The following is a 24,830-nucleotide window of genomic DNA, read 5'->3' as shown; positions in this document are numbered from 1 at the left end:
AACCTCAATTTTTATAAATTATAATACACCATCACATTCAGCTTGTTCGTAGTCGATTAATTCTGTGATAGTTGGGTGGTCACCACATACTGCACAAGAATGAGTATCCTGTGGTAGCTTAACCTTTCTAAATTCCATCTTTAGTGCATCGTAAGTTAGTAGGTAACCTGTTAACAAATCACCAACACCTAATAGATACTTAACTGCTTCCATAGCCTGTAGGCTACCGATAACACCACCCATTGCACCGATAACACCGGCTTGTTTACAAGTTGGAACTGCATCCTTTGGTGGTGGATTCTTGAATACACATCTGTAACATGGACCTTCACCGGGTACATAAGTCATTAGCTGACCTTTGAAACGAATGATACCGGCATGAGAGAAAGGCTTCTTAGCCATTACACAAGCATCATTGATTAAGAATTTTGCCGGGAAGTTATCTGTACCGTCAATGATAAAGTCATAGTCCTTAATAAGGTCCATAATGTTTTCACTTGTAACAAATGTATGGTAAGTGATAACCTTTACATCAGGGTTCATTTCTTCCATTGTTTCTTTAGCTGACTGAACCTTTGGTTTGCCAACATCCTTAGTTGCGTGGATAATCTGTCTTTGTAGGTTAGATAGGTCAACTTCATCAGCATCTGCAATACCGATTGTACCTACACCGGCTGCTGCTAGGTACATTGCTACAGGAGCACCTAAGCCACCTGCACCGATAATCAACACCTTACCATTAAGAAGTTTCTTCTGGCCTTTTGCACCAACTTCTTTTAGGATGATATGGCGTGAATAACGTTCAATCTGTTCGTTAGTAAACGCCATTACTGTCCACCTCCCATGAAGTATAGGAATTCAACTGTATCTCCGTCTTTTAGAACAGTTGTATCAAATGTGCCACTTTCAACAAATTCATCATTGATTGTTACAGTTACATATTCAGGTGTTTCTACCTTTTCATCAACTACTAGTTGTGCAACTGTTAGGTCGTCTTTTACTTCTTTCTTGTTTCCTGCTACTGTAATAACCATTATATTGTTCCCCTTTATACTAATGTATCAATAATTTCTGTTAATGAGTCTTTAGGTTGTAGACCGTTTAGTCTTTCAACTTCTTCACCCTTATCAAAGAATACTACTGTTGGTACTGAAAGCACACCGTATTCTTTTGCTAACTCGGCATCAAAGTTAATGTTAACCTTTACTACCTTTAGGCTATCACCATACTGACTTTCAATCTGTGAAAGTAATGGTGACATTCGCTTACAAGGAATACAACTGTCAGAATAAAATTCTGTCAATACCGGTGTTTCTGATAAAAGCACCTGTGTTTCAAAATCGTCACTGCTAATTCTTGTTGCCAAGTTAATCACCAACCTTTTTAACAATTAAGTTATAAGTACCATCCTCGTTATCAATTAGCTTTAGAATCTGATGACCTTCTTCTTTGATACTTCTTGGTACATTCTGTACAGGTTCACCGTCGTTCATCTTAACTGAAAGGATTTCTCCTTCTTCCAGTTCTTCAAGGGCAATCTTTACCTTTACAAATGTTGTTGGGCAAACAACATCAGTAATATCTACTGTATCATCAATCTTAAAATCAGCCATTATAAACCTCCAAAATCTTATCTACAAATTTTTCTCTGCCTACTCTGTCAAGTGTAAACTTAAATCTTTCTCCAGGGTTTGCATTTTCGTTAAAGAAATTAATTGTTGTGTCACAAATTTCAAGTAACTTTTCTTTGTTGTCAATGAAAGGAATGATTGTTTCACCCTTATTGATTGAGTTACCGAAAAGACCACCAAATGAAACAATGTAACCTTCCACTGTATCGTAAGCATCTGTTGGACAAGACTTAACACATCTGCCACAGAAGTTACACTTTGACTTATCAATCTTGATTTCATCATTTTCAATTGTGATAGCTTTACTTCTACAAACCTTTTCACAAAGTCCACAATGAATACAGTCGCTTTCTCTCCAGCTTACATTCATACCACCCTTGATACCAAGGTCGTTTTCTTCTGTCTTTAGACAGTTGTTCTGGCAACCTGTAATACCAAACTTAAACTTATGAGGTAGTTCCTTTGCGAAATATCTTTCATCAAGTTCTTTAGCTAAAGCGTATGTATCAATACAACCACTAGGACAAATCTCTTTACCCTGACAAGCTGTGATTGTTCTGACTCTCGGTCCACAAGCACCGGGTTCAACATTGCCTTCTGCTAAAGCATTCTTTACATCTTCAATATCATCAAGCTTTATGAAAGGAATTTCAACACTTTGACGAGAAGTTAGGTGAACATAACCGTCACCGTACTTTTCTGCAACTTCTGCAACCTTTGCAAGTTGGGTTGCAGTTAAGTTACCACCAACTACTCTTAGTCTAAGTGAAAAATTGTTCTTCTGCTTCTGTCTCATAAAGCCACCCTTTTTTAGGGTTTTGTAATCTACTGCCATACCTTTTCTCCTAATTAATACCTTAAATATTTTTTATAGCCTGACTAAAGTCATCTATAAGATCCTCAATATCTTCAATGCCAACACTAATTCTGATTGTATCATCATACACACCGGCATTTTCCATTTGTTCCGGTGTATTGTGTATATAAATTGTACTGGCCGGATGAATTACCAAGGTTCTCGTATCTCCTATATTAGTCGCTATTGAAGGAATTTGCAAGTTATTCATTAATTTAAATGCTTTTTCCTTGCCTCCAGTACGGATTGTTACAATAGCACCACCCTTGCCGTTAAAGTACTTCTTGGCTAAAGAGTAATAAGGACTACTCTCTAGACCGGGATAGTTAACTTCAAGAGGAGTTTCGTCTTCAAAAAACTTTGCAAGTTTATAGGAGTTACTACAAAGTCTTTCCATTCTTAAACCTAAAGTTTCAAGGCCTACACTATTCATAAAGGCATTCATTGGTGAAAGACAACAACCTGTGTTTCTCCAAATGCCATTTCTTAATTTTGCTAAATAAGCAAACTTGCCATACTTTGAATATTCCTTTAAGTTAGGATACTTTTCATAATCCCATTTAAAATTACCACTGTCAACAATTACACCACTGATTGAGTTACCACCACCGTTAATGTACTTTGATGATGAATGAATAACTATATCAGCACCATACTTAAATGGATTGATAAGATAAGGTGTTGCTGTTGTACTGTCTAAAATAAGAGGAATACCCTTACTGTGTGCTAAAGAAGCCACACTTTTAATATCTACAATATCAAGTGCAGGATTACCGATTAGCTCAGCAAAAATTGCTTTTGTCTTATCAGTTATTAAAGGTTCTACATCTTCAACTGTAATATGCTTTGCAAATTTAGTATTGATTCCAAAACTACTTAAGTCACCGAACAAATCAATTGTTCCACCAAAAAGTCCTGAACCTGCAATAACTTCATCCCCTGACTGCAAAATGTTTAGTAGTGACATTGTAACTGCTGCCATACCTGAGGCACAAGCAACTGTACCTATACCATTTTCTATTGCAGTTATTCGATTTTCAAAAGAAGAAACTGTAGGGTTACTAATTCTTGTATAAGCAAAACCCGGAGCAGTGTTGTTAAAAACCTTTTCCAGTTTTTCAGGTGACTCATGCTTAAAAGCACTTACCTGATAAATTGGGGTTACTGTTGCTCCGGTTTCTTTGTCGCCATTAAAACCCTTATGAAGTAACTTAGTATTGAACTTCATTATATCACCCACTAATTTTTATTTCCTACGTTTTCAGTAGATTTTGTAGTTATTATAATATAGTAATCCTATTATTTCAATAGGTTTAGTGTATTTTCAGTAATTTATACATAATTTTCTTTATTTCTACAAAATTCTTCGTGATTAATACTGAAAACTACCATATTGAATATAAAAATAAGGTGTGTTATAATACTAGTAAGTTGATATGTATTGTATGTATTGTAAGAAGGGAGGATTTGTATGAAAATCTCTACTAAAGTTGAATTTGGAATTATTGCTCTTGTAGATATTGCTCTTAACTCCGGCAAGAATGAGGCAGTTACAATGTATAGCATTTCTCAAAGACACAACATATCAAGCAAATACCTTGAACAGATAATGACAATTCTCAGACAAGGTAATTTGATTAGAGGTATCAAAGGTTCTCGTGGTGGATATAACATTGCAAGACCAAGTGATGAAATCACATTAAAGGAAATTATTGATACACTTGATATTTCTGTACTTGAAAATGTAAACTTCTATAATGTTAATGAAGACTCTGTCATTGTAAAAACCTTAAAGTCAGAAGTTTGGGATAACATTACTGCTTTTCTTCAGAATTTTACAGAAAAAATTACTCTTTCTGATATTACAGAAATGTGTAAACAGAAGAGTGGTAAAAAAGAATCTGAGTTTATGTATTATATTTAATCTACTATTATACTCCTAAAAATGGGGACTGCTTAAATTAATAAGTAGTCCCCACTTTTTTGTTATATAAAATTCATTATAGCTTAAATGATTTAATTACATCACAAGTGTAATCAATATCTTCATCGGAATGAGCCATTGAAACAAACATTGCTTCAAACTGTGATGGTGCTGAATAGATACCGTTACTTTGCATATGGTTAAAAAACTTTGCAAAATTTTCTGTATTTGAAGTTACTGCTGTATCGTAGTCAATAACCATTTTGTCAGTAAAGAATGGTGTCATAATTGAACCTACTCTGTTAACATTAAGACCTATTTCTTTCATAGTTTTTTCAATCTTTGCTGACTTTTCATTTAGTACATCATACTCAGATACACTATTTTCAAGAATCTTGATAGTTTCTATACCGGAAGTAACTGCTACCGGATTACCTGAAAGTGTACCTGCTTGATATACTGAGCCTAGTGGTGCAACACACTCCATTACTTCCCTTTTACCACCATAAACTGCAAGTGGCATACCACCACCAACAATTTTACCAAGTGTAGTAAGGTCAGGTGTTATATTGTAATACTTTTGAGCACCACCTATTGAAAGTCTAAAACCTGTAATAACTTCATCAAAAATCAGAAGTGCATTATTTTTCTTTGTAATATCTCTTAGGAACTGTAAAAAGCCTTCCTTTGGTGGTACAACACCCATATTAGCTGCACAAGGCTCTACAATAACACAAGCAATTTCACCTTTGTTAGCATTGAATAATTCTTCTACAGAATTTTCATCATTGTACTTTGCAAGTAAGGTTGTATCTGTGTAACCCTTTGGTACACCGGCACTATTAGGGATTGAGTTTGTTAAAAGTCCTGAACCACCCTTTACTAGTAATCCATCGGAATGGCCGTGGTAGCAACCCTCAAACTTAATAATCTTGTCCTTGCCTGTATAGCCTCTTGCTGCTCTGATGGCACTCATAACTGCTTCTGTACCGGAATTAACAAGTCGCAACATTTCCATTGATGGGAAGTGCTTTTGAATTAACTTTGCTAAAGTAATTTCTCCCTTATGACAAGCACCGAATGTTAGTCCTTTGTCACAAGTTGCTTTAACTGCATTAATAACTTCTTCCCTACAATGACCTAAAATATTAGGACCCCAAGAACAAATGTAGTCAATATATTTATTTCCGTCAACATCATAGATATAACTGCCCTTTGCTTTATCAATAAATAGTGGTGTTCTGCCTACTGAACGACAAGCTCTTACAGGACTGTTTACACCACCGGGCATAAACTTTTGTGCTTCATTATATAAATTTTCTGAATTTGTAGTAATCATATTATTCCTCTTCATCAAGCCATTTTGCTACATCTAATGCGTGATATGTAATAATAATATCAGCACCGGCTCTTTTCATTCCAATCATATTTTCCATTACAATTTTCTTTTCATCAATCCAACCGTTTTGTGCTGCTGCTTTTACCATTGAATACTCACCACTAACATTGTAAGTAACAATAGGCTTGTTGGTATATTCCTTAGCTTTAGCAATAATATCTAGGAAAGCTAAAGCAGGTTTTACCATTAACATATCAGCACCCTCATAGTCATCAGCTAAAATTTCTCTTAAAGCCTCTCTACCGTTTGCTACATTCATTTGATATGACTTTCTGTCACCGAAATGTGGACAAGAATCTGCTGCATCTCTAAACGGTGAATAATAGGCTGATGCAAACTTTGCACTATAAGCCATAATAGGTGTGTTAATAAAACCGTTATGGTCAAGGCTGTCTCTGATAGCCTCTACTCTACCATCCATCATATCTGACGGTGCAATAATATCTGCACCTGCTTTTGCTAGGCTAACAGACATTTTACAAAGTAGTGGTAAGGTTGCATCATTTAGAATTTCATCACCGTCTACTACACCACAATGACCATGAGAAGTGTATTCACATAAGCATACATCTGCAACAACAATCATATTAGGATACTTTGACTTAATATATCTAATGGCATTTTGGGTAATACCGTTGTCGTCATAAGCTGATGAACCTACTTCATCCTTATGTTTAGGTACACCGAAAATTAAAAGTCCTGAAATTTTACTATCATTTATTTCCTTTAAAATTGGGTCAAGGTTATCTATTGAATACTGATAAACACCGGGCATTGAGTCAACAGGTGTTTTGATATTTTCACCTTCAGCAACAAAGATAGGATAGATTAAATCCTTTTTGTTAACTCTTGTTTCCTCCACCATATCACGAATTGCTTTTGACTGACGAAGTCTTCTCATTCTTTCCATTATCTATTCCCCTATTTTCTAAATTTCACATCATTAATTATAGCACTTAAAAGACCATTTGTATCGGCAACTTGTGAAGTTATAAAGTCCTTTACATTATGCTTTAGCAGTGACTTTGAAGTTATGTTACCGATTGAAACAATCTTTGTTCTATCTGATATTGTAAAATTGTTTTTGAAAAATTCTTCTACACCGGAAGAACTTGCAAAAGTAATGTAGTCGGTTGTTACTTCCTTTTCCATACTTTTGCTACTGTTAATTACATCATAAGTCTTTATATCATCATAGTCAATATTATTTTTTGACAAAACTTCTGTTAAGTCCTTTGAGCCTTTCTCTGCTCTTAGGATTAGTACTTTTCCGTTTTCATAGGTTTTTGCAATTAAGTTACCCAGTGCCAATGAAGTAAATTCTGCCGGTACCATGTCAGGAATAATACCATGGTTCTCCATAGTTTTGGCAGTTCCTGAGCCTATTACTGCAAACTTAATGTTGGATAATTTTCGTACATCAATCTTATATTCAATTAACTTTTCAAAGAAAATTTCTGCACCGTTAATACTTGTCAGCACTATTAAAGAATAGTCAGATAAATTCTTTAGTGCATTTTCTAAATTTCTATTTTGATTATACTTTTCTACCTTTAGATAATTTAGGTGAGTTACAGACGCACCTTTTTCATAAAGTTTCTGTTGTAATTTTTCTGAAAATCTCTTAGTACCTGTTACTGTAACTGAGGTGTTGTCAAGTGGAAGTTTAATTGTTCTTGAAAAGTCATAGGAAGAAGTTTCTCCCACAGTTATAATTGCCGGTGACTTTACATTATTTTCTTTAACTTTTTCTGCGATATTTTCCAAAGTACCTTTTACTACAACTTGATTTTTAGTTGCACCATTTGAAATTACTGCAGACGGTGTAGATTTATCTTTGCCATTTGCAATTAAACTTTGGGTAATTTTCTCAATATTATTTAGTCCCATTAGAAATACTAATGTACCCTTTAACTTTGCAAAATGCTCCATATTCTCAGGTAACAAATCATCCTTTGTATGACCTGTAATTACGGTGAAACTTCTTGCAGTTTTTCTATGAGTTACAGGAATTCCTGAAAGCTCCGGTACTGCTACTGAGGAAGTAATTCCCGGTACTACTTCATATGGAATATTATTTTCTTTTAAAGAAAAAATTTCTTCTCCACCTCTGCCAAAGACAAATGGGTCACCACCCTTTAGTCTTACAACAATATTGTTTTCTTTTCCTTTTGTAACTAGGATATTGTTTATATCTTCTTGTTTTGCACTTTTTTGACCGGCTCTTTTGCCTACAGGAATTTTTTCACAATTATCCTTTACAAAGTCAAGGAATTTACTGTCTATTAGACTATCATAAACCAATACATCGCACTTCTTGATTAGTTCATAGCCTCTCATAGTGATTAAGTCATAATCACCACAACCGGCACCTACTAAATATACTACCCCCACTATCTCACCACACTTTCTGCAAGGTTAAATCTATTTTCTATTAAATCACTTTTTGTGATTATCTCTTTACTGTCACTTGTATATACTACATTGATTTTATTATTTTCTACAAAGCTATGTGCACCCAGTGGCATTCCACAATCTGCATTAAGAATGTTTAAAATATGTCTTTCGGTTTGGAACGAATAAAAGGTATCTTTATGATTTATTTTAGATAAAATTTCCGTTAAATCATTGTTTCTTGACTCAATAGCAATTATACCTTGGCATGGTGCCGGTACAAAATCTTTATAGTCAAACGGTGTGAAAGTAAACCTACTGTCACTTAATAAATCTAACCTTTCAAGACCTGCCATTGCAAGGATAATACCGTCATATTCACCATTATAAAGTTTATTTAAACGAGTATCTACATTACCTCTAATATCCTTAAAAGTAGCATTTGGATATAAATTTTTAAAAGCTAACTTTCTACGGTTACTGCCTGTACCGATTACAGTTTCCTTAGAAAAATCTATTTCTTTACCCTTAACAGTTACTAAAGTATCTCGATAATTTCCTCTCTTTAAAACTGAAGAAATAGTTAAATTATCTTGCAACTTTAGTGGTAAATCCTTAGCACTATGAACTGCTAAATCAATTTCTTTATTTAATAAAGCATCTTCAATTTCTGTTACAAAGACACCTTTGCCACCTATATTTATAAGTGGTTTATTAAGGACTTTATCACCTTTAGTTGTAAAATGTACTACCTCAATATTAATTGAGGGAAAGTGCTTTTTGATTTCATTTACAACCATATTTGTTTGTGCAAGTGCTAATTTACTTTTTCTTGTACCTATCTTTATATTCATACTGACAAATCCTTAATTATTTTATCTACTAAATCATCTGTAATACTTTCATTACTTAGAGAATATTCAAGTAGCTTTTCAAATGCTACCTTTCTATTTTCTTCTAAAGAAATTTCATTCTTAATTTTCTCTCTGTATTTGCTTAGGTTATCAACTATACTTTCGCTATCTTGGATTAAGCTTTCTATCTTTTTACGAAGATACTTTGCGTATATAGGGCTTTTTCCTGATGTTGAGATTGCAACAGTTACACCATTATTCCTAGCTAGTGCAGGGAAAATAAAGGAACAATTGTCCTTGTCATCAACAGTATTTACAGGAATATTATTTTCTTTACAAGAATTATAAATCTCTTTATTGAGGACTTTATCATCAGTTGCAGTAATTACAAATGATTTTTCTTTTAAATCATTAAAATCAAATTTTCTCTTAATTATATTTATATTTTTTATTGATAAAATTTCTTTATGTACTTTAGGAGAAACAACAGTAATGTTTGGGTTAAAAGGCAGTAACTTTTCAATCTTTCTCAAAGCTACCACACCACCACCTACAACAAGGCAATTTTGATTTTCTACATCTACAAAAAATGGAAAATACCCCATACTAACTCTCTTTCTCATATACTGAAATAAATTCTTCAAATGACTTTGAAGATAAATTTGACTTCATCTTATAAATAATTTTCTTCTCTTTATCATCCATATTCTTCATCTTAGGTAAAAATGAATGAAAGATAATATCTTTCTTTAGTTCATCAATTTCACTGCAGATAATTTTCAACGCTGACTCAACACTTGACTCTTTGATTTTATTATTGTAATTTGCTATTTCTTCAAAGTGGTCAATGTTTAAAATTGAAAAACCATTGTAACCGTCAAGTTCACTGTCAATATCAGGTGGTACTGCAAGGTCAATAAGTAATCTTGACTTTGTATTAATATCACTATTATCAACATCATACTTAGTAATAGTATAATGAGGACTTTTTGTTGCACTTACTATACAATCAGAATTGTTAATATAATTATATCTATCATTATAAGGTACAACCTCAATATTATCATCAACAGTTGACAGTTGCTTATTGTGTTCTCTTATAGTAATTTTTACATTTATATTTTTATGTGAAAGAAGATTTTTTACAACTGTTGTACCGATTTTACCACTTGCACCGATTACAAGTACATTTGTGTTGTCCCCTAATTTTGACACAACATTACCTACTAATGTAGCTACTGAAATTGATGTTGTGGATAAAGGTGTTTCATTCTTAATAATCTTTGCACATTCAAATGACTTTTGGAAAATCATATTGAATTCATAACTTGTAAAGTTATTATTTTTAGAGAACATATATGCACTTCTTGTTTGGCTAAGGATTTCATCCTCACCCATAACCATTGAGTCAATTCCACTTGTTACTTTAAAAAGATGGAAAGTAGCTTTTTCATTTTCAAAGAACATAGCGTACTTTTTGATTGCATCTTTTGACACATTAGAATACTGTGACAATACATTTATTACATAATCAAAGTACATTTTACTACCGTCAAAATAAACTTCTGTACGGTTACAAGTACATAGTAAAATGCACTGGGTGATTTTGTCACCCAGTGTAAGTTGTTTCATAATATTTAGTTTTACATTATCATCAAAAGCAAATGACTTTCTAATATCAAGCTTTATTTGCTTATAGTTAAGACTAATACAATTCAATATTTTCACCCATTTAAAATTCTAATGTAAATTTTAATACTTGAAATGAATATTGTCAATATTAGATAACCATTGAAACCTCTGTTAGTGCTAGGTTATCTAGGATATGGGCTTTGTTGCCAACTGTTACAATAGTTTTGTATAGGAACACTCTTACTTCCTCACCTACTGAAACTGAAGGTTCATCAAGTCCTCTTGTGGCAACTAGTGTGCTACCGTTACATTCAACAGTAATTTCTATTCTATCGCCCATAAAGGCAGTTTTCACAACTTTACCGATAGAAGCAGAAGTCTTGTACTTTAGCTTTTCACCATATTTATAAATTTTTACAAATTCAGGTCTTACAATTGCTTTTTCTGCACCTTCAATTCTTTCAAAAGTATTGAACTTTGTGTAATCTTCTAGGGAAGAAGTTTTACCAAAGAATGTTGCTGAAAAAGCAGTTTCCGGCTTTTGGTAAATTTCAAAAGGTGTTCCCTTTTGTTCAATTCTGCCTTTGTTGGTGATGATGATTTCATCAGCTACTTCAATTGCCTCATCTTGGTCATGTGTTACGAAAATACTTGTAACACCAAGCTTTTGAATCATCTCTTTTAGCCATGAACGAAGTTCCTGTCTAACCTTTGCATCAATAGCTGCAAAAGGTTCATCAAGTAAAAGTAAATGTGGGTTTGGTGCTAATGCTCTTGCAAAAGCTACTCTCTGTCTTTGACCTCCTGAAAGCTGACTTGGATAACGGTTATCAAGACCTTCAAGACCGATTAACTTAATAAGTTCTTTTACTCTTTCTCTAATATACTTCTTACTTTTTTTCTGAATTTTCAGACCGAAAGCAATATTATCAAAAACGGTCATATATCTAAACAGTGCATAGTTTTGGAATACAAAGCCTATACCTCTTTTACTTGCAGGAATATTGTTAACAACTTCACCGTCAATAATAATTTCACCACTGTCGGGATTTTCAAGTCCTGCAATCATACGAAGGATTGTAGTTTTGCCACTACCGGAAGGACCTAGTAAGCCGATAAGTTTGCCTTTTTCTATGCCGAAGTTTACATCACTTGATGCTTTGTAATCTCCATATGTTTTGTTAATATTCTTTAATTCAACATACATCTTATAGTTCCTTCTTTCCTCTATATTCTACAACACTTCTTATTACAAGTATTGCCACAGCCATTAGTACAAGTATTGCTGAAACTGCAAATGCCGGTACATACTTAAATTCGTTAAACAAAATTTCTACATGTAATGGTAGGGTGTTTGTTCTTCCTCGTAAGTGACCTGAAAGAACTGATACTGCACCAAATTCACCCATTGCTCTTGCTGCACAAAGTACAACACCATATAGGAATGCCCACTTAATATGAGGGAAAGTAATCTTTCTAAAGATTGTAAAGCCATTAGCACCCATCAAAGCTGCTGCCTCTTCTTCATCACTGCCTTGTGACTCAAGAACAGGAATAAGCTCTCTTGAAATAAATGGGAATGTAACAAATACTGTTGCTAAAATAATACCCGGTACTGCAAAGATAACCTTAATATGCAGTGCATCAAGTATTGGATAAATAGGACTTTGTCTACCGTATGTTAATACAAAAATCAAACCTGCAATAACAGGAGAAACTGTTACCGGTAAGTCGATTAATGTAGTTAAAATTTTCTTACCTTTAAACTGAAACTTAGTAATTGACCATGATGCAAAGATACCGAAAAGAGTATTTACAATTACTGCAATACCTGTTGCTTCAAGTGTTAAGACAATTGCATCTACTGTATATTTATCTGTTACTGCTTGGTAAAAGACTTTTATGCCATCTTTAAATGCCTCTGTCAGTACAGTAATCAAAGGTAGAATAAGCATAATTGCTATGAAAAGAAAGCTAACTCCAATTAGTACCCACTTAACTACTTTTGAGCCTTTTGAACTGTTTTCCATTTTATCTACCTCCCTTTAGAATTTTTGTGTTATGAATTTGAACTAGGTTAACTAAGAATAGTACTAAGAATGAAACTATCAGCATTACAAGTGCAATTGCAGTTGCTGACGAATAATCAAATTCTTGTAACTTTGACATAATAATAAGTGGTGTGATTTCTGTTTCAAATGGTTTATTACCGGCTATGAAAACTATGCTACCATATTCACCAAGGCATCTGCCAAATGCTAAACCAAAACCTGTTAGCACTGATGGGAAAATTTCCGGAAAAATAATTTTCCAAAATATTTTTACTCTACTAGCACCAAGTACACCGGCTGCTTCTTCATAAGTTGAGTCCAGTTTTTCGAGAATAGGCTGAACTGCTCTTACTACAAATGGAATACCTATAAAAACTAAAGCTACTGTAATACCTACCTTTGTATAGGCAATACTGATACCGAACTTAGCAAAGAACTTACCTACCAAACCGTTATCGGCAGTTAAACTTGTTAATGCTATACCTGCTACTGCTGTAGGCAAAGCAAAAGGCAATTCGATAATACCATCTAAAATTCTTTTACAAGGAAATTTATATCTTACTAAAACCCATGCTAAGATAACACCCATTACTGCATTAATAAGTGAAGCTATGAAAGCAGTTATGAAACTGACTTTATAACTTGCTACAACTCTTGGAGCAGTAATTGTTGCAATAATTTCGCTAAAACTTAATTTTGAAGTATAAATTATTAGGGATGCAAGAGGTATCAAAACAACTAAACTCAGCATTGTTACTGTGACACCCATTGACAATCCAAAAAAAGGAATAACCCTTTTATTTACCTTTTTCTTCATTTTGTTACACCCAATTCTCCGTTATTTCTTCTATACATTACTTTGCATAAATTTCATCAAAAATTCCACCATCTGCAAAGTGCTTTTTCTGAACCTTTTCCCAACCACCAAAATCTTTGATAGTTACAAGTTTCATTGATAAATCGAACTTATCGCTAAATTCTTTTAGAATTTTCTTATTAGTAGGTCGGTAATAATTTTTACCGGCTATACGCTGAGCGTCATCACTGTAAAGGTACTTTAAATATTCTGTAGCAACATTTCTTGTACCTCTGTCATCAACTACATCATCAACAACTGCTACTGATGGTTGAGCTAAAATACTAATACTTGGTGAAATAATTTCGTATTCATCCTTATAATCCTGTAATGAAAGGTAAGCCTCATTCTCCCAAGCTATAAGCACATCGCCTTGACCGTTTTCTATAAATGAAGTTGTTGCACCTCTTGCACCTGAATCTAGAACTAAAACATTCTGATATAACTTTTTGATAAATTCTTTAACTTTGGTTTCATCACCGTTATACTTTTCATTTGCATAAGCCCATGCACCTAGGTAATTCCACCTTGCTCCACCTGATGTTTTAGGGTTAGGAGTAATCACTCCTACACCATTCTTTACTAAGTCATCCCAATCGTGAATGTTCTTAGGATTACCCTTACGAACTAAGAAAACTATTGTTGATGTATATGGTGCTGAGTCGTTCTTGAAGTTATTTACCCAACCTTTTTTAATTAAACCGGCATCCTGTATTGAATTTATATCATATTCAAGTGCTAAAGTTACCACATCAGCCTCCAGGCCGTTTGCAACTTCAAGGGCTTGTTTGCCTGAACCACCATGTGACTGAATAACCTCAACATCTTGCTGATGGGTTTTGTACCAATGTTTTGCAAAGATTTTGTTATATTCTTCGTAAAATTCTCTTGTAGGGTCATAAGACACATTTACAATAGACACTTCACCATTCTTTGCTTTTGATGAACTACAACCTGAAAAAACTACTGCTGAAGTGCATAGTAAAGTAATTACTAGAAGCAATGATATTAAGTTTTTTGATAATAATTTTTTCATTTTGTTCACCTCAATAATAATTTAATACATTACCTATCTGTTTAGTATGCTATGTTGTATATTATATTATCACATCTCATAAATGTCAAGAAGTATTCCTATTATTTCGATATGTTTTGTGTATATTAGTAATATTGTATAATATGTGAAAATATCAATATAATAATTTGTAGTTATTGCTAATATTATAAACAAAAGAAAAGAACAGTAGGTTTTCTACTGTTCTTACGAGTTAAATATAATCTTGTAAAGTTTTTGAACCTTGAATAATATTTCTTTCTTCAAAGGTTTTGTTAATTGTGTTTAGCACTACCTTTTTGTTGCCACTCCATAGTGGAGCAACTAATATCTTCTTATCCCCATCACCTGTAAGTCTATGGATTATAACATTCTTAGGAATTATAGAAACTGCATCACATAGGATGTCAATATACTGTTCCATAGTTAGGGCATTGAATTTACTGTCTTCATAATCTTTCAGTAAGTCTGTACCTTTTAGAATATGAAGTAATTGAAGTTTAATACCGTCAGAATATTTACAAGCAAAATCAACTGACCTTAGCATATCAAGTTTACTTTCATTAGGTAAACCTAAAATAATATGGGTTATAACTTCTATGCCTATATTTCTAAGTTTTGTTGCTGTATCAACATATACAGAATTTTCATACCCTCTACGGATATAATCAACTGAACTTTCTTTGATAGTTTGAAGTCCAAGTTCCACCCATACAGGCTTGATTTTATTTAGCTTTTCAAGTAACTTAAGTACATTATCATCTACACAATCAGGTCTTGTGGCTACTGACAAGGCTACAATATCCTTATGATTTATAGCCTCAGTAAATTTACTTTCCAACACATCTATTGGTGCATAAGTATTTGTAAAGGCTTGAAAATAAGCAATAAAGCTATTGTCCTTTGTTTTACTTCTTACTCTCTCTTTGCCTTGTTCAATTTGCTGGGTTATGGAAAGGGATTTACTTGTTGCAAAGTCACCTGAACCCTTTGCAGAACAAAATATACAACCACCTGTAGAAATTTTACCGTCACGATTAGGACAAGTAAAACCACCGTCAATGGAAATCTTGTAAACTTTTTTGCCGAATTTATTACGCAAATAGTTGTTTAAAGAATTGTACCTCATCACTTGAAACTTTCACCTTTATCGTTAAATACATCAAGTCTTGTAATACGATAAATTACATCATCACTATACTTTTCGTTATAAGCATTAATAAATAATGTAGGATTAATGTTGGTTGTACTACCGGCAGGTAGTAGCATATTACACTTAACACAATCAGCTTCTTTAGTTACATTGACCTTTAAGATATGAGGTTTAATGTCAATTTCTTTCAAACCTTTTTTCTTAGTTTTCTTCATAACTAAAATTTCAGGTTGATTTAGAAGTTCCGTAAAATTACTGTATAGAGTGTCTAGGTCAACTGTTTCAGGATATAAAGTGATTTCAAAAAGTGCCTGAGCAATTTTACCGGCTTTCATAACAGGTTCAGTAACATCATAAACCTTGATGCCGGAAGGTAGGCAATTATTAAGGGCAGAAATAATTTCTTCCTTATTATAATCATCATCAAGTAGCTTAATATCCATTGTTTCCTTTACACCTTTAAAGCCAAGAGAAAGTGGCAAAGCAAAGGTTACAAATGGGTGTGGGTTAAAGCCCTCAGTATGCCAAATGTTAAGTTTGCTTTTGTGTAATGCACGCATTACAACTCGGTTAAGGTCAAGGTGACTTATATACTTACATTCATTATCTTTAGTAAACCAAATTCTAACGGGCTTCAAAACAAACACCTCCACCGTAACGATTTGCACCACATTTGCTACATTCTTGTCTACAGTTTGGTGTAGTTGTAGAACAATAAGCCTTGTGACATTCGTCAATTAAAAATTGCTTTTTGATACCATAATCAATATGGTCCCAAGGTAAAACTTCATCAAAACTTCTTCTACGGTTAGCGTAGAATGATGGGTCAATTCCACATTCTTCAAATAAATCTAACCATTTCTGTAAGTCAAAACATTCGTTCCAACCATCAAAATGGAAACCTCTTTCACAAGCTAGTTTCATAGCTTTACAAAGTTTTCTGTCACCTCTGGCAAATACACCTTCTAGGAAGCTAGTATCAGCATCGTGGTAGTTAAAATTAATTTTCTTACTTTCAATATGGTCAAGAATACTTTTCTGCTTTTCGTGAATTGTTGGAATAGTATCCTGTGGTTCCCATTGGAATGGAGTAAATGGCTTTGGTACAAAGCTGGATGCTGAAACTGTAACACTAACTGACTTACCCTTTGGTCTATCCTCAGTTTTGTAATATTCATCAACAACCGTTTTGCCCAGTGCCGGAATAGCATTTACATCGTCCATTGTTTCTGTTGGTAAACCAATCATAAAGTACAGTTTTACTCTTGTCCATCCACCTGAGAAAGCAGTTCTGCAAGTATTTAACAGTTCATCTTCTTTTACATTTTTGTTGATTGCATCTCTTAATCTTTGTGAACCGGCTTCCGGTGCAAAGGTTAAACCACTTTTACGAACTGTCTTAATTTTTGACATAATATCATCGGTAAAGCCATCAACTCTTAATGACGGTAAAGAGATACTGACTTGTTCATCAACTGACCATTTATTTAATTCGGTTAGTAGTGGAACAATCTGTGTATAGTCACTTGAACTAAGGGATGAAAGTGAAACTTCATCATAACCTGTATTGTTACATAGGTCATGGCACTGCTTGTTGATAGTTTCAGGTGACTTTTCTCTAACAGGTCTATAAAGGAAACCGGCTTGACAAAATCTACATCCACGAATACAACCTCTGAAAATTTCTTGCATTGCTCTATCGTGGACAATCTCAGTATTTGGCACAACAAAGTTATCAGGATAATAACATTCATCCATATTCATCATTAATCTTTTTTCAATTTTCTTTGGTGCACCATGGTTTGGTGTTACTGCTTTTACTGTACCGTCTTCGTTATAAGTTACATCATAAAGGGATGGCACATAACAACCCTTAATCTTAGATACTCTGATCAAGAATTCTTCTCTTGAAACATTTTCATCTCTACATTGACGGTAAAGCTCCATAACCTCCATATCAACCTCTTCACCTTCACCGATAAAGAAAATATCTATAAAATCTGCTATTGGTTCCGGATTACAAGCACATGGGCCACCTGCTACTACAATATTCTTTAGACCTAAGTTCATTCTGTCCTTTGAACAAATCGGAATATTACCTAGCTTTAGCATATTAAGAACATTTGTAAATGATAGTTCGTACTGCAAAGTAAAACCGATAAAGTCAAAGTCAGATAGTGGGTCACCACTTTCAAGTGCATACAGTGGAATGTTATGTTCTTTCATAACATCTTCCATATCAATCCAAGGTGCAAAAACTCTTTCACACCAAATATATGGCACACTGTTAAACTGACTGTAAAGAATTTTCATTCCTAAATGGGACATACCTACTTCGTAAGTATCGGGAAAACAAAATGCAAATCGTACATCTACATCTTCCTTATTTTTTACAACTGCATTAAGTTCACCACCAACATATTTTGCCGGTTTCTGAACTTTTAATAAATATTTTTCTACTTCCTTATTAATCATAGTTACCTCTTGAAATAGCCTTTCTGTTGTAGATAGGTGTTAGGAATAAATACACACCTAAAAGTAAGAAAGAAAAATTATATCCTGTATTAAATAAAACTATTATACCTAAAGTGAAAACAGGTATTGCAAAAACCACTGTAAGTATATTTAAGATTATAACAGATTTTTCTTCAGAAATAAACTTATTTAATATAATATTTATTGCCTGTCCCCCATCTAATGTGGAAACAGGCAATAAGTTGAAAATTCCTATAAATAAATTTGCTAAGGCAAAAATCCTTATTGTTCTTATAAAGAATAAAAATAATATAAAGTTAAAAGCCACACCACTAAGGGTGATGATAAGTTCTTTACTAAAACTAACATAATAGTTAGACTTTATCTTTATATCAAATAATGAAAATTCTATTCTATCCACCTTTTGCTTTAAAACTAAAATGGCAAGAAGATGTCCTATCTCATGAAAGAATGAAGACAAAAAGCAACAGAAAATTCCACCACTTTTATCAAATATAAGGACTATAGTAAGTAAAGCAAAATAGTAAAATTGAAAAGAGATTTCTACACCTAAAAACCTTTTAACCATTATTTACAAAATAATCATTAAGGTTATTACCGTCAACAACCAATGAATCGTTAATCATATCATTGACACTACTCATAATATTGCTGAAAAGGTCAGGTGCATAAGTTCTGGAACAATAAAGGAAAATGCCAAGAAGAATACATATAATCAGCTGACACAAAATAACAGTTGGCAGTGGTTTTTTCTTTTTTTCGGAAAAAACTTTTTCTTCACTACAAAATTCGTCATTATTCTTGTAGTCCTCGGGATTATAATATTCTCTGTTAGTGGTTTCTAAGAATTCTTTGTCATAAACAATTTCATCATTTCTATCATACTGCATATTATCACCACTAAAATATATGCTGTAAAAGGTTAATTATTCCTTGTGGTCAAGTCTCTTGAAGTCACCCTTTACAAGAGTGATAAAGAAGATAATACCAACAATAAGTGAACCGATTTCAGCTAGAGGAAAAGCATACCACATATCCTTTAGGCTGATACTTGATAGGAAGTAAGCAATAGGAACAATTAAGCATAGTTGACGAAGTAGTGACATAATAAGACTTCTGACACCCTTACCTACTGCCTGGAATACACCTGAGAATACAATACCAAGTGCTGCCGGAATAAAGCATAGAGAGATAATTCTCAAAGCTACTGTACCAATATCAAGCATTTCTTCTGTTGGGTTAAATAAACCAAGTAGTACATCCGGAACAATTTGGAATACAATAAAACCGGCAGTCATAATAATTACTGCAAAGAGAATAGCCCACTTAATAGCACTGTACATTCTCTTTTTATCTCTAGCACCGTAGTTAAAACCGATAATAGGTGTTGAACCTTGGTTTAGACCGAATACAGGCATAAATACAAATGACTGAAGTTTGAAGTAAACACCAAATACATTTGTTGCTGCATTCTTAGCTGCTACTGTATCATGAGCCAATGAGATAATAAAGTTAATACCCATAACCATAAATGAACCGATAGCTTGCATAACCATTGCAGGTAAAGCAACTACATAAATGTTCTTTACTGTTTCTGCCCTAAATCTAAATCCTTTAACATGGATTTTTACAAGTTGTTTCTTTCCAAATAAGAAGAACAAGCAAAGAACAGCACTAATATGCTGAGCAATAATTGTTGCAATAGCAGCACCGGCTACACCTAAGTCAAATGTGTAAATAAAGATTGGGTCAAGGATAATATTAATAACTGCACCTGTTAACTGACTAAGCATTGGCATTATCATATTACCTGTTGACTGCAATACCTTTTCAAGCATACAAGTGATATTTGAACCTAATGAACCGATAAGTACAATTCTGATATAGGCTACACTGGCATCCATAATAGCTTGGTCATTTGTATATAGTGAGATAAATGGTTTTGCAAGAAATATACCAATAAGAACAAATATAAACCAGTCAATAAATGTTAAGAAAAATCCATGAGTTGCTGCTGAGTCAGCTTGTTCTTGATGTCTTGCACCAAGTCTTCTGGCTATTAGTGAGTTAACACCAACACCTGAACCAACTGCTACAGAAATAAGAATCATCTGTAACGGATAAGCAATATTAACAGAAAGTAGTGAGTCATTACCGGTTAAAATACTATTGCTATAGTTACTAACAAACATACTATCAACAATGTTGTATAGTGCCTGAATAAGCATACTAAACATAGCAGGTAAACTCATACCTAAAATAAGTCTGAACATTGGGGCAGTACCCATTTTGTTTTGTTTAGTTCCTTCCATTTTTCATTTCCTTTCTTTTTTTATATAGTAAGTAAATCAAAATCAACAAGGTGGATACTATTATACCCGTAACTGCACCTGAAAAATCAAGTAGCACATCTGTTACTTGTCCACTTCTACCGGGTACATTAAGTTGTATTGTTTCGTCAATTACTGCTGTAAAAAGAGTAACAAACAATTTTATGAAAATTCCACCGGTTGGTTTCTTGAAGAAAGAATAAACAGTAAAAGAGGTTACAAACCCAAGAACTGAATATTCCGTAAAGTGTGCCATTTTTCTGACAATATGGTCTGTTAACTGAAAGGGTATTAAATTAGTTAGCCAGTCAGTAACTGCACCTGACTCCTCAGCACTGAGAGTTGCCGGGGTTAATGAATGCATAAAAATAAAAGCAACAACACATAAAGTCATAATTATGAGTATAATTGCTTTTAATTTATCTTTTTTGCTCATATGTAAAGATATCATAGCACACTCCTTCACAATACACTATTATTTTACAAAGATTTAACAAGAAAGTCAATGAAATCTATTGATAAATTGAATAAATTAATATATAATATTTTAGTAATAATGACCGATAGGAGAATGTTATGGAATCATTTATTAATATGTTAAACGATACGCTACATATGAACGGACAGTTGTTCTGTTTCTTAGTATCATTGTTCCCTATTTTGGAACTTCGTGGTGGACTGATTGCTGCTGCTCTATGTAAAGTACCACTATGGCAAGCATTGCCAATTTGTATTGTTGGTAACTTCTTACCAATCCCATTCGTAGTACTGTTTATTGAAAAGCTACTAAAGTTCTTGAGAAAAACTAAGTTAAGTCCTGTTGTTAAGTTTGTTGACTTCTTAGAGAATAAAGCAAACACAAGTGCTCCAAAAATTATGAAGTACAAAACCTTCGGTCTTACAGTATTTATCGGTATTCCACTTCCTGTAACAGGTGCTTGGACAGGTGGTCTTGTAGCCGGTTTATTTAACTTTAGTTTAAAGCAAACATTTATTGCTACTATTTTGGGACTATGTATGTCAGCAACTATTATGACAATTATCACTTACGGTATTCCTTACATTGTAACAACATTTAACATTCCAACAAGTGTTGTTGTAGCTGCTCTTTGTGGTATTGTTGCAGTAGTAATTGGTATCTTTGTTGTAAGACATATTCTAAAGAAGAAAAAGGCAAAATAAAATTATATTAAAATATTAAAATTTTAGATAGTGGGAGCAATCCCACTATTGTTTTTTATGAGGAAATATATGAAGTATGATGTTGTAATAATCGGTGGTGGTGCATCAGGTATTGTAGCAGCTATTGAAGCTAAAAAGCAATACGAAAATGTTGCCATTATTGAAAAGGAAAGTAGAATCGGCAAGAAAATTTTAGCTACAGGTAACGGTAAATGCAATATGACAAATATAGGTGCTAAAATTAAAGATTATCATGGTAGCTTTAGCTATGGAATTAAAAATTTATTTTCCGAATATTCTCCAAAATATATAGTAAATTATTTTAACAGTATGGGTTTATATACCTTTGCAGATAATTGTGGCAGAGTTTATCCTAAATGTAAACAAGCCTCAGCAGTTCTGGATATTCTTAGAAACAGACTTTATCAAGAGGATATTGAAATATATACAGACTGTAGGGTAACTGATATTTCAGTTGGTGAGACTTTTGAAATTAAGACTAATTTATATAAATTCAGTTGTGACAAATTAATTATTGCTACAGGTGGCAAAAGCAGTCCTAACCTTGGTAGTGACGGTAGTATGTATTCACTTGTAGAAAACTTAGGCCACACTATTACCAAGCTAAAACCTGCACTTTGCCCTATTAATGTTAAGTCTGATATTCTAAAAACTATCAAAGGTGTCAGAGCTGACGGTAAAGTATCTGTTATGAAAAAAGGTAAAGTAGTTAAAAGTGATAGTGGTGAAATTCAGTTTACAGGTGAAAGTATTTCAGGTATCTGTGCATTTAATCTTAGTTATCTTGACTATGATACAGTAAGAGTTTCCTTAATGCCTGACTACAGTAAAAATGAAATTATTGATATATTAAAAGAAAGAAGAACTTTGTTTAAAGACAACAGTATTGAGGACTTTTTCCTTGGTATGTTTAACAATAAACTTTCTGTCGCATTATTAAAGGTTGGAAAAATGGGTTCTTTCAACAGAAAGTGCAATGATATATCTAACAAAGAAATTGAAAATCTTGCCGGAATAATAAATGAATTTGACTTTGTTACTACCGGTAAAAATGATTATTCAAAAAGTCAGGTTACCTGTGGTGGTGTATCAGGTAAAGAAATTAACACTAATACTCTGGAAAGTCTATATATTCCTAACCTATATTTTTGTGGTGAGATTATTGACATTGACGGCATTTGTGGTGGATACAATTTACAATTTGCTTTTGCCTCAGGAATGAAAGCCGGTGCTTTAGAATGATAAGAATAAATAATTTACGATTATCTCCTAATTACAAGGAAGATGAGTTGATTAAAAAAATAGTTAAGGAACTTAACTGTAAGAAAGATGAAATAGTTAGCTATGAACTTTTCAAGTTATCTATTGATGCCAGAAAGAAAAGTGATGTTCACTTCTTGGCTACTGTTGATGTTAAGGTTAAGAATGAAAATTCTACACTAAAAAGAACCAAAAGTAAAAAGGTTTCTGAAAGTAAAATCTACAAATATGAACAACCTATTTGCAAAAATAACAGTAGCAACACAGTTGTTGTTGGTGCAGGTCCTGCCGGATTATTTGCAAGTTTAATACTTGCAAGGTCAGGTGCTAAGGTAACTTTGATTGAAAGAGGTATGGACATTGACACTAGGACAAGTGATGTTGATACATTTTGGAATGGTGGCCAATTAAACACTAATTCTAATGTACAATTTGGTGAAGGTGGTGCAGGTGCTTTTTCTGACGGTAAGTTAACTACCGGTACTAAGGACAAGAGAGTTAGAAAGTTATTTGAAGAATTTGTCAGTCATGGTGCACCTAAAGACATTATGTACAATGCAAAACCTCACATTGGTACTGACAAATTAAAACCTACTATTAAAAACATTAGAGAAGAAATTAAGTCACTTGGTGGCAAAGTATTATTTGGAACTTGTTTAAGTAAAATTAATCTTAAAGACAACAAGGTTAAGTCAATTATTGCTACAAGTAATGGTCAAGAAAAAGAAATTTTCTGCGACAATATTATTCTTGCAATCGGTCATTCAGCTAGAGATACCTTTAGAATGATTAAGGATATGAACCTTTCTATTGAGGCAAAGCCTTTTGCAGTAGGTGCAAGAATTGAGCATTTACAAGAAAAAATTGACATTGCACAATACGGTGAATTTGCAAAATGCAAAAAGCTAACACCATCAGTATATAAGCTAAACAGTCACCTTGAAAACGGTAGAGGTGTTTATACATTTTGTATGTGTCCCGGTGGTTTGGTTGTACCGGCACAAAGTACAGAAGAAACTGTTGTTACCAACGGTATGAGTTATTATGCCAGAGATGAAGTAAATTCAAACTCTGCTCTACTTGTTGGTGTTAATCCAAATGACTTTGGTGATGATGTACTTTCCGGAATGTACTTTCAAGAAGAAATTGAGAGAAAGGCATTTTTAGTTGGTGGCAGTGACTACAAAGCACCTGTACAAAAGGTTGGGGATTTCCTTAACAATAAGGTTAGTGATAGCTTTGGTGAAGTATTGCCATCATATAAAATCGGTACAAAGTTCTGTAAAATGGATGATGTGCTACCGGAATTTATCACTAATTCAATGAGAAGTGGCATTATACAGATGGATAAAAGGCTCAAAGGTTTTGCTGATAATGATGCATTACTAACCGGTGTTGAGTCAAGAAGTTCATCACCTATCAGAATTCTTCGTGACAGAGAAAGCCTTGAAAGTGTTAGTGTTGAGGGACTTTATCCTTGTGGCGAAGGTGCAGGTTATGCCGGTGGTATTGTTTCTGCCGGTGTTGATGGCATCAAATGTGCTGAAAAGATTATTGAAAAGTTGAATAGGTGATTTTGATTTTGTTGTGGTGAGTTGTAATTAGCACTATAAATTTGGGTTTGTCTTTTTAATTTTGATTGTAGTTAAAGGAAAATTTGTAGTGAGAATATATACCCTAAATTTATATAAAACTATGACTCACAGGTGTAGGGGACATCAATGATGTCCCCAGATC

At 33.5% G+C, this 24,830-nt stretch carries 27 protein-coding genes; 4 read left to right on the top strand and 23 right to left on the bottom strand.

Translation table 11 applies throughout. The features are described from left to right. Window positions 1–18 precede the first annotated feature (18 nt). The 6 genes from thiF to WMO18_RS03760 are packed head-to-tail and all read right to left on the bottom strand — an operon-like array spanning window position 19 to window position 3,715. The gene (thiF, locus tag WMO18_RS03785) at window positions 19–828 is read right to left on the bottom strand and encodes a thiazole biosynthesis adenylyltransferase ThiF (protein WP_138157580.1); all 810 of its coding nucleotides are present in this window, start codon (window positions 826–828) and stop codon (window positions 19–21) included. Next, window positions 828–1,034: a sulfur carrier protein ThiS gene (thiS, locus tag WMO18_RS03780; RefSeq protein WP_211147920.1), complete on the bottom strand. Its 207-nt coding sequence runs from the start codon at window positions 1,032–1,034 to the stop codon at window positions 828–830. Before thiS ends, thiF begins: the two co-directional genes overlap by 1 nt. A 14-nt stretch (window positions 1,035–1,048) precedes the next feature. Next, entirely contained in the window at window positions 1,049–1,366 is a 318-nt protein-coding gene (locus WMO18_RS03775; protein WP_022504956.1) for a thioredoxin family protein, read from the bottom strand. Between the two features lies 1 nt (window position 1,367). Then, complete coding sequence (locus tag WMO18_RS03770; protein ID WP_211147921.1) at window positions 1,368–1,613, bottom strand: sulfurtransferase TusA family protein; 246 nt, start codon at window positions 1,611–1,613, stop codon at window positions 1,368–1,370. Continuing rightward, entirely contained in the window at window positions 1,606–2,466 is an 861-nt protein-coding gene (locus WMO18_RS03765) for a ferredoxin-like domain-containing protein (protein ID WP_211147922.1), read from the bottom strand. The genes WMO18_RS03770 and WMO18_RS03765 overlap by 8 nt, the downstream gene beginning before the upstream one ends. Before the next feature lie 22 nt (window positions 2,467–2,488). After that, window positions 2,489–3,715, bottom strand: a complete 1,227-nt coding sequence (locus tag WMO18_RS03760) for an O-acetylhomoserine aminocarboxypropyltransferase/cysteine synthase family protein (RefSeq protein WP_211147923.1) — start codon at window positions 3,713–3,715, stop codon at window positions 2,489–2,491. 243 nt (window positions 3,716–3,958) lie between these two features. Between WMO18_RS03760 and WMO18_RS03755 the strand changes: the two genes are divergently transcribed. After that, complete coding sequence (locus tag WMO18_RS03755; protein WP_211147924.1) at window positions 3,959–4,411, top strand: RrF2 family transcriptional regulator; 453 nt, start codon at window positions 3,959–3,961, stop codon at window positions 4,409–4,411. Window positions 4,412–4,487: 76 nt separating this feature from the next. Here WMO18_RS03755 and hemL read toward each other — a convergent pair whose 3' ends face one another. The 17 genes from hemL to WMO18_RS03670 all read right to left on the bottom strand — a co-directional run bounded on the left by hemL (window position 4,488) and on the right by WMO18_RS03670 (window position 21,081). Further along, window positions 4,488–5,750, bottom strand: coding sequence for a glutamate-1-semialdehyde 2,1-aminomutase (gene hemL, locus WMO18_RS03750; RefSeq protein WP_211147925.1), 1,263 nt, complete (start codon window positions 5,748–5,750; stop codon window positions 4,488–4,490). A 1-nt stretch (window position 5,751) separates the two neighbouring features. Then, on the bottom strand, window positions 5,752–6,720 hold the full coding sequence (gene hemB, locus WMO18_RS03745) for a porphobilinogen synthase (protein WP_022505592.1): 969 nt from the start codon (window positions 6,718–6,720) through the stop codon (window positions 5,752–5,754). An 11-nt stretch (window positions 6,721–6,731) separates the two neighbouring features. After that, window positions 6,732–8,204, bottom strand: coding sequence for a uroporphyrinogen-III C-methyltransferase (gene cobA, locus WMO18_RS03740; protein ID WP_211147926.1), 1,473 nt, complete (start codon window positions 8,202–8,204; stop codon window positions 6,732–6,734). After that, window positions 8,204–9,058, bottom strand: a complete 855-nt coding sequence (hemC, locus tag WMO18_RS03735) for a hydroxymethylbilane synthase (RefSeq protein ID WP_022505590.1) — start codon at window positions 9,056–9,058, stop codon at window positions 8,204–8,206. The genes cobA and hemC overlap by 1 nt, the downstream gene beginning before the upstream one ends. Next, the gene (locus WMO18_RS03730) at window positions 9,055–9,663 is read right to left on the bottom strand and encodes a precorrin-2 dehydrogenase/sirohydrochlorin ferrochelatase family protein (RefSeq protein ID WP_367286370.1); all 609 of its coding nucleotides are present in this window, start codon (window positions 9,661–9,663) and stop codon (window positions 9,055–9,057) included. Before WMO18_RS03730 ends, hemC begins: the two co-directional genes overlap by 4 nt. 1 nt (window position 9,664) lies before the next feature. After that, entirely contained in the window at window positions 9,665–10,777 is a 1,113-nt protein-coding gene (gene hemA / locus WMO18_RS03725) for a glutamyl-tRNA reductase (protein ID WP_367286369.1), read from the bottom strand. A 61-nt stretch (window positions 10,778–10,838) separates the two neighbouring features. Next, window positions 10,839–11,897 carry a sulfate/molybdate ABC transporter ATP-binding protein gene (locus tag WMO18_RS03720; RefSeq protein ID WP_022505587.1) on the bottom strand — a complete coding sequence of 353 codons (1,059 nt, stop codon included), beginning with the start codon at window positions 11,895–11,897 and terminating at the stop codon, window positions 10,839–10,841. A 1-nt stretch (window position 11,898) separates the two neighbouring features. After that, window positions 11,899–12,720, bottom strand: a complete 822-nt coding sequence (cysW, locus tag WMO18_RS03715; RefSeq protein WP_022505586.1) for a sulfate ABC transporter permease subunit CysW — start codon at window positions 12,718–12,720, stop codon at window positions 11,899–11,901. A 1-nt stretch (window position 12,721) separates the two neighbouring features. Then, window positions 12,722–13,558: a sulfate ABC transporter permease subunit CysT gene (gene cysT / locus WMO18_RS03710; protein ID WP_211148464.1), complete on the bottom strand. Its 837-nt coding sequence runs from the start codon at window positions 13,556–13,558 to the stop codon at window positions 12,722–12,724. A gap of 37 nt (window positions 13,559–13,595) precedes the next feature. Next, window positions 13,596–14,633: a sulfate ABC transporter substrate-binding protein gene (locus WMO18_RS03705; RefSeq protein ID WP_022505584.1), complete on the bottom strand. Its 1,038-nt coding sequence runs from the start codon at window positions 14,631–14,633 to the stop codon at window positions 13,596–13,598. Window positions 14,634–14,865: 232 nt separating this feature from the next. Beyond that, complete coding sequence (gene mnmL / locus WMO18_RS03700) at window positions 14,866–15,780, bottom strand: tRNA modification radical SAM protein MnmL/YtqA (protein WP_022505583.1); 915 nt, start codon at window positions 15,778–15,780, stop codon at window positions 14,866–14,868. Beyond that, window positions 15,780–16,442, bottom strand: a complete 663-nt coding sequence (locus WMO18_RS03695; RefSeq protein WP_211148531.1) for a TIGR03936 family radical SAM-associated protein — start codon at window positions 16,440–16,442, stop codon at window positions 15,780–15,782. Before WMO18_RS03695 ends, mnmL begins: the two co-directional genes overlap by 1 nt. Beyond that, window positions 16,429–18,279 (bottom strand): TIGR03960 family B12-binding radical SAM protein, encoded by a 1,851-nt coding sequence (locus WMO18_RS03690; protein ID WP_211148530.1) that lies wholly within the window; start codon window positions 18,277–18,279, stop codon window positions 16,429–16,431. The genes WMO18_RS03695 and WMO18_RS03690 overlap by 14 nt, the downstream gene beginning before the upstream one ends. Then, complete coding sequence (locus WMO18_RS03685) at window positions 18,272–18,868, bottom strand: site-2 protease family protein (RefSeq protein WP_367286368.1); 597 nt, start codon at window positions 18,866–18,868, stop codon at window positions 18,272–18,274. The genes WMO18_RS03690 and WMO18_RS03685 overlap by 8 nt, the downstream gene beginning before the upstream one ends. Next, the gene (locus WMO18_RS03680; RefSeq protein ID WP_211148361.1) at window positions 18,861–19,190 is read right to left on the bottom strand and encodes a hypothetical protein; all 330 of its coding nucleotides are present in this window, start codon (window positions 19,188–19,190) and stop codon (window positions 18,861–18,863) included. Before WMO18_RS03680 ends, WMO18_RS03685 begins: the two co-directional genes overlap by 8 nt. Window positions 19,191–19,226: 36 nt before the next feature. Beyond that, complete coding sequence (locus WMO18_RS03675) at window positions 19,227–20,612, bottom strand: MATE family efflux transporter (protein WP_211148360.1); 1,386 nt, start codon at window positions 20,610–20,612, stop codon at window positions 19,227–19,229. Then, window positions 20,599–21,081: a VanZ family protein gene (locus WMO18_RS03670; protein WP_211148359.1), complete on the bottom strand. Its 483-nt coding sequence runs from the start codon at window positions 21,079–21,081 to the stop codon at window positions 20,599–20,601. The genes WMO18_RS03675 and WMO18_RS03670 overlap by 14 nt, the downstream gene beginning before the upstream one ends. Window positions 21,082–21,206: 125 nt before the next feature. On the opposite strand from WMO18_RS03670, the gene WMO18_RS03665 reads away from it, so the two are divergent. From WMO18_RS03665 to WMO18_RS03655, 3 genes are all read left to right on the top strand, one after another. Further along, window positions 21,207–21,812, top strand: coding sequence for a COG2426 family protein (locus WMO18_RS03665; RefSeq protein ID WP_022505576.1), 606 nt, complete (start codon window positions 21,207–21,209; stop codon window positions 21,810–21,812). A 69-nt stretch (window positions 21,813–21,881) separates the two neighbouring features. Further along, window positions 21,882–23,075: an aminoacetone oxidase family FAD-binding enzyme gene (locus WMO18_RS03660; protein ID WP_211148358.1), complete on the top strand. Its 1,194-nt coding sequence runs from the start codon at window positions 21,882–21,884 to the stop codon at window positions 23,073–23,075. 47 nt (window positions 23,076–23,122) lie between these two features. Beyond that, the gene (locus tag WMO18_RS03655; protein ID WP_437127958.1) at window positions 23,123–24,667 is read left to right on the top strand and encodes an NAD(P)/FAD-dependent oxidoreductase; all 1,545 of its coding nucleotides are present in this window, start codon (window positions 23,123–23,125) and stop codon (window positions 24,665–24,667) included. Window positions 24,668–24,830 lie beyond the last annotated feature (163 nt).

Origin of the sequence: Ruminococcoides intestinihominis, from assembly GCF_040096285.1 — a bacterium.
In the GTDB taxonomy this organism is placed as follows: domain Bacteria; phylum Bacillota; class Clostridia; order Oscillospirales; family Acutalibacteraceae; genus Ruminococcoides; species Ruminococcoides intestinihominis.
This window is presented reverse-complemented; position numbering and strand designations above follow the sequence as displayed.

Bases quoted from the DNA above. Each gene is read 5' to 3' on its own strand.
- thiF (WP_138157580.1), bottom strand. From the start codon at position 828: ATGGCGTTTACTAACGAACAGATTGAACGTTATTCACGCCATATCATC.
- thiS (WP_211147920.1), bottom strand. From the start codon at position 1,034: ATGGTTATTACAGTAGCAGGAAACAAGAAAGAAGTAAAAGACGACCTA.
- WMO18_RS03770 (WP_211147921.1), bottom strand. From the start codon at position 1,613: ATGGCTGATTTTAAGATTGATGATACAGTAGATATTACTGATGTTGTT.
- WMO18_RS03765 (WP_211147922.1), bottom strand. From the start codon at position 2,466: ATGGCAGTAGATTACAAAACCCTAAAAAAGGGTGGCTTTATGAGACAG.
- WMO18_RS03760 (WP_211147923.1), bottom strand. From the start codon at position 3,715: ATGAAGTTCAATACTAAGTTACTTCATAAGGGTTTTAATGGCGACAAA.
- WMO18_RS03755 (WP_211147924.1), top strand. From the start codon at position 3,959: ATGAAAATCTCTACTAAAGTTGAATTTGGAATTATTGCTCTTGTAGAT.
- hemL (WP_211147925.1), bottom strand. From the start codon at position 5,750: ATGATTACTACAAATTCAGAAAATTTATATAATGAAGCACAAAAGTTT.
- hemB (WP_022505592.1), bottom strand. From the start codon at position 6,720: ATGGAAAGAATGAGAAGACTTCGTCAGTCAAAAGCAATTCGTGATATG.
- hemC (WP_022505590.1), bottom strand. From the start codon at position 9,058: ATGAATATAAAGATAGGTACAAGAAAAAGTAAATTAGCACTTGCACAA.
- WMO18_RS03730 (WP_367286370.1), bottom strand. From the start codon at position 9,663: ATGGGGTATTTTCCATTTTTTGTAGATGTAGAAAATCAAAATTGCCTT.
- WMO18_RS03720 (WP_022505587.1), bottom strand. From the start codon at position 11,897: ATGTATGTTGAATTAAAGAATATTAACAAAACATATGGAGATTACAAA.
- cysW (WP_022505586.1), bottom strand. From the start codon at position 12,720: ATGGAAAACAGTTCAAAAGGCTCAAAAGTAGTTAAGTGGGTACTAATT.
- cysT (WP_211148464.1), bottom strand. From the start codon at position 13,558: ATGAAGAAAAAGGTAAATAAAAGGGTTATTCCTTTTTTTGGATTGTCA.
- WMO18_RS03705 (WP_022505584.1), bottom strand. From the start codon at position 14,633: ATGAAAAAATTATTATCAAAAAACTTAATATCATTGCTTCTAGTAATT.
- mnmL (WP_022505583.1), bottom strand. From the start codon at position 15,780: ATGAGGTACAATTCTTTAAACAACTATTTGCGTAATAAATTCGGCAAA.
- WMO18_RS03690 (WP_211148530.1), bottom strand. From the start codon at position 18,279: ATGATTAATAAGGAAGTAGAAAAATATTTATTAAAAGTTCAGAAACCG.
- WMO18_RS03685 (WP_367286368.1), bottom strand. From the start codon at position 18,868: ATGGTTAAAAGGTTTTTAGGTGTAGAAATCTCTTTTCAATTTTACTAT.
- WMO18_RS03680 (WP_211148361.1), bottom strand. From the start codon at position 19,190: ATGCAGTATGATAGAAATGATGAAATTGTTTATGACAAAGAATTCTTA.
- WMO18_RS03675 (WP_211148360.1), bottom strand. From the start codon at position 20,612: ATGGAAGGAACTAAACAAAACAAAATGGGTACTGCCCCAATGTTCAGA.
- WMO18_RS03670 (WP_211148359.1), bottom strand. From the start codon at position 21,081: ATGATATCTTTACATATGAGCAAAAAAGATAAATTAAAAGCAATTATA.
- WMO18_RS03665 (WP_022505576.1), top strand. From the start codon at position 21,207: ATGGAATCATTTATTAATATGTTAAACGATACGCTACATATGAACGGA.
- WMO18_RS03660 (WP_211148358.1), top strand. From the start codon at position 21,882: ATGAAGTATGATGTTGTAATAATCGGTGGTGGTGCATCAGGTATTGTA.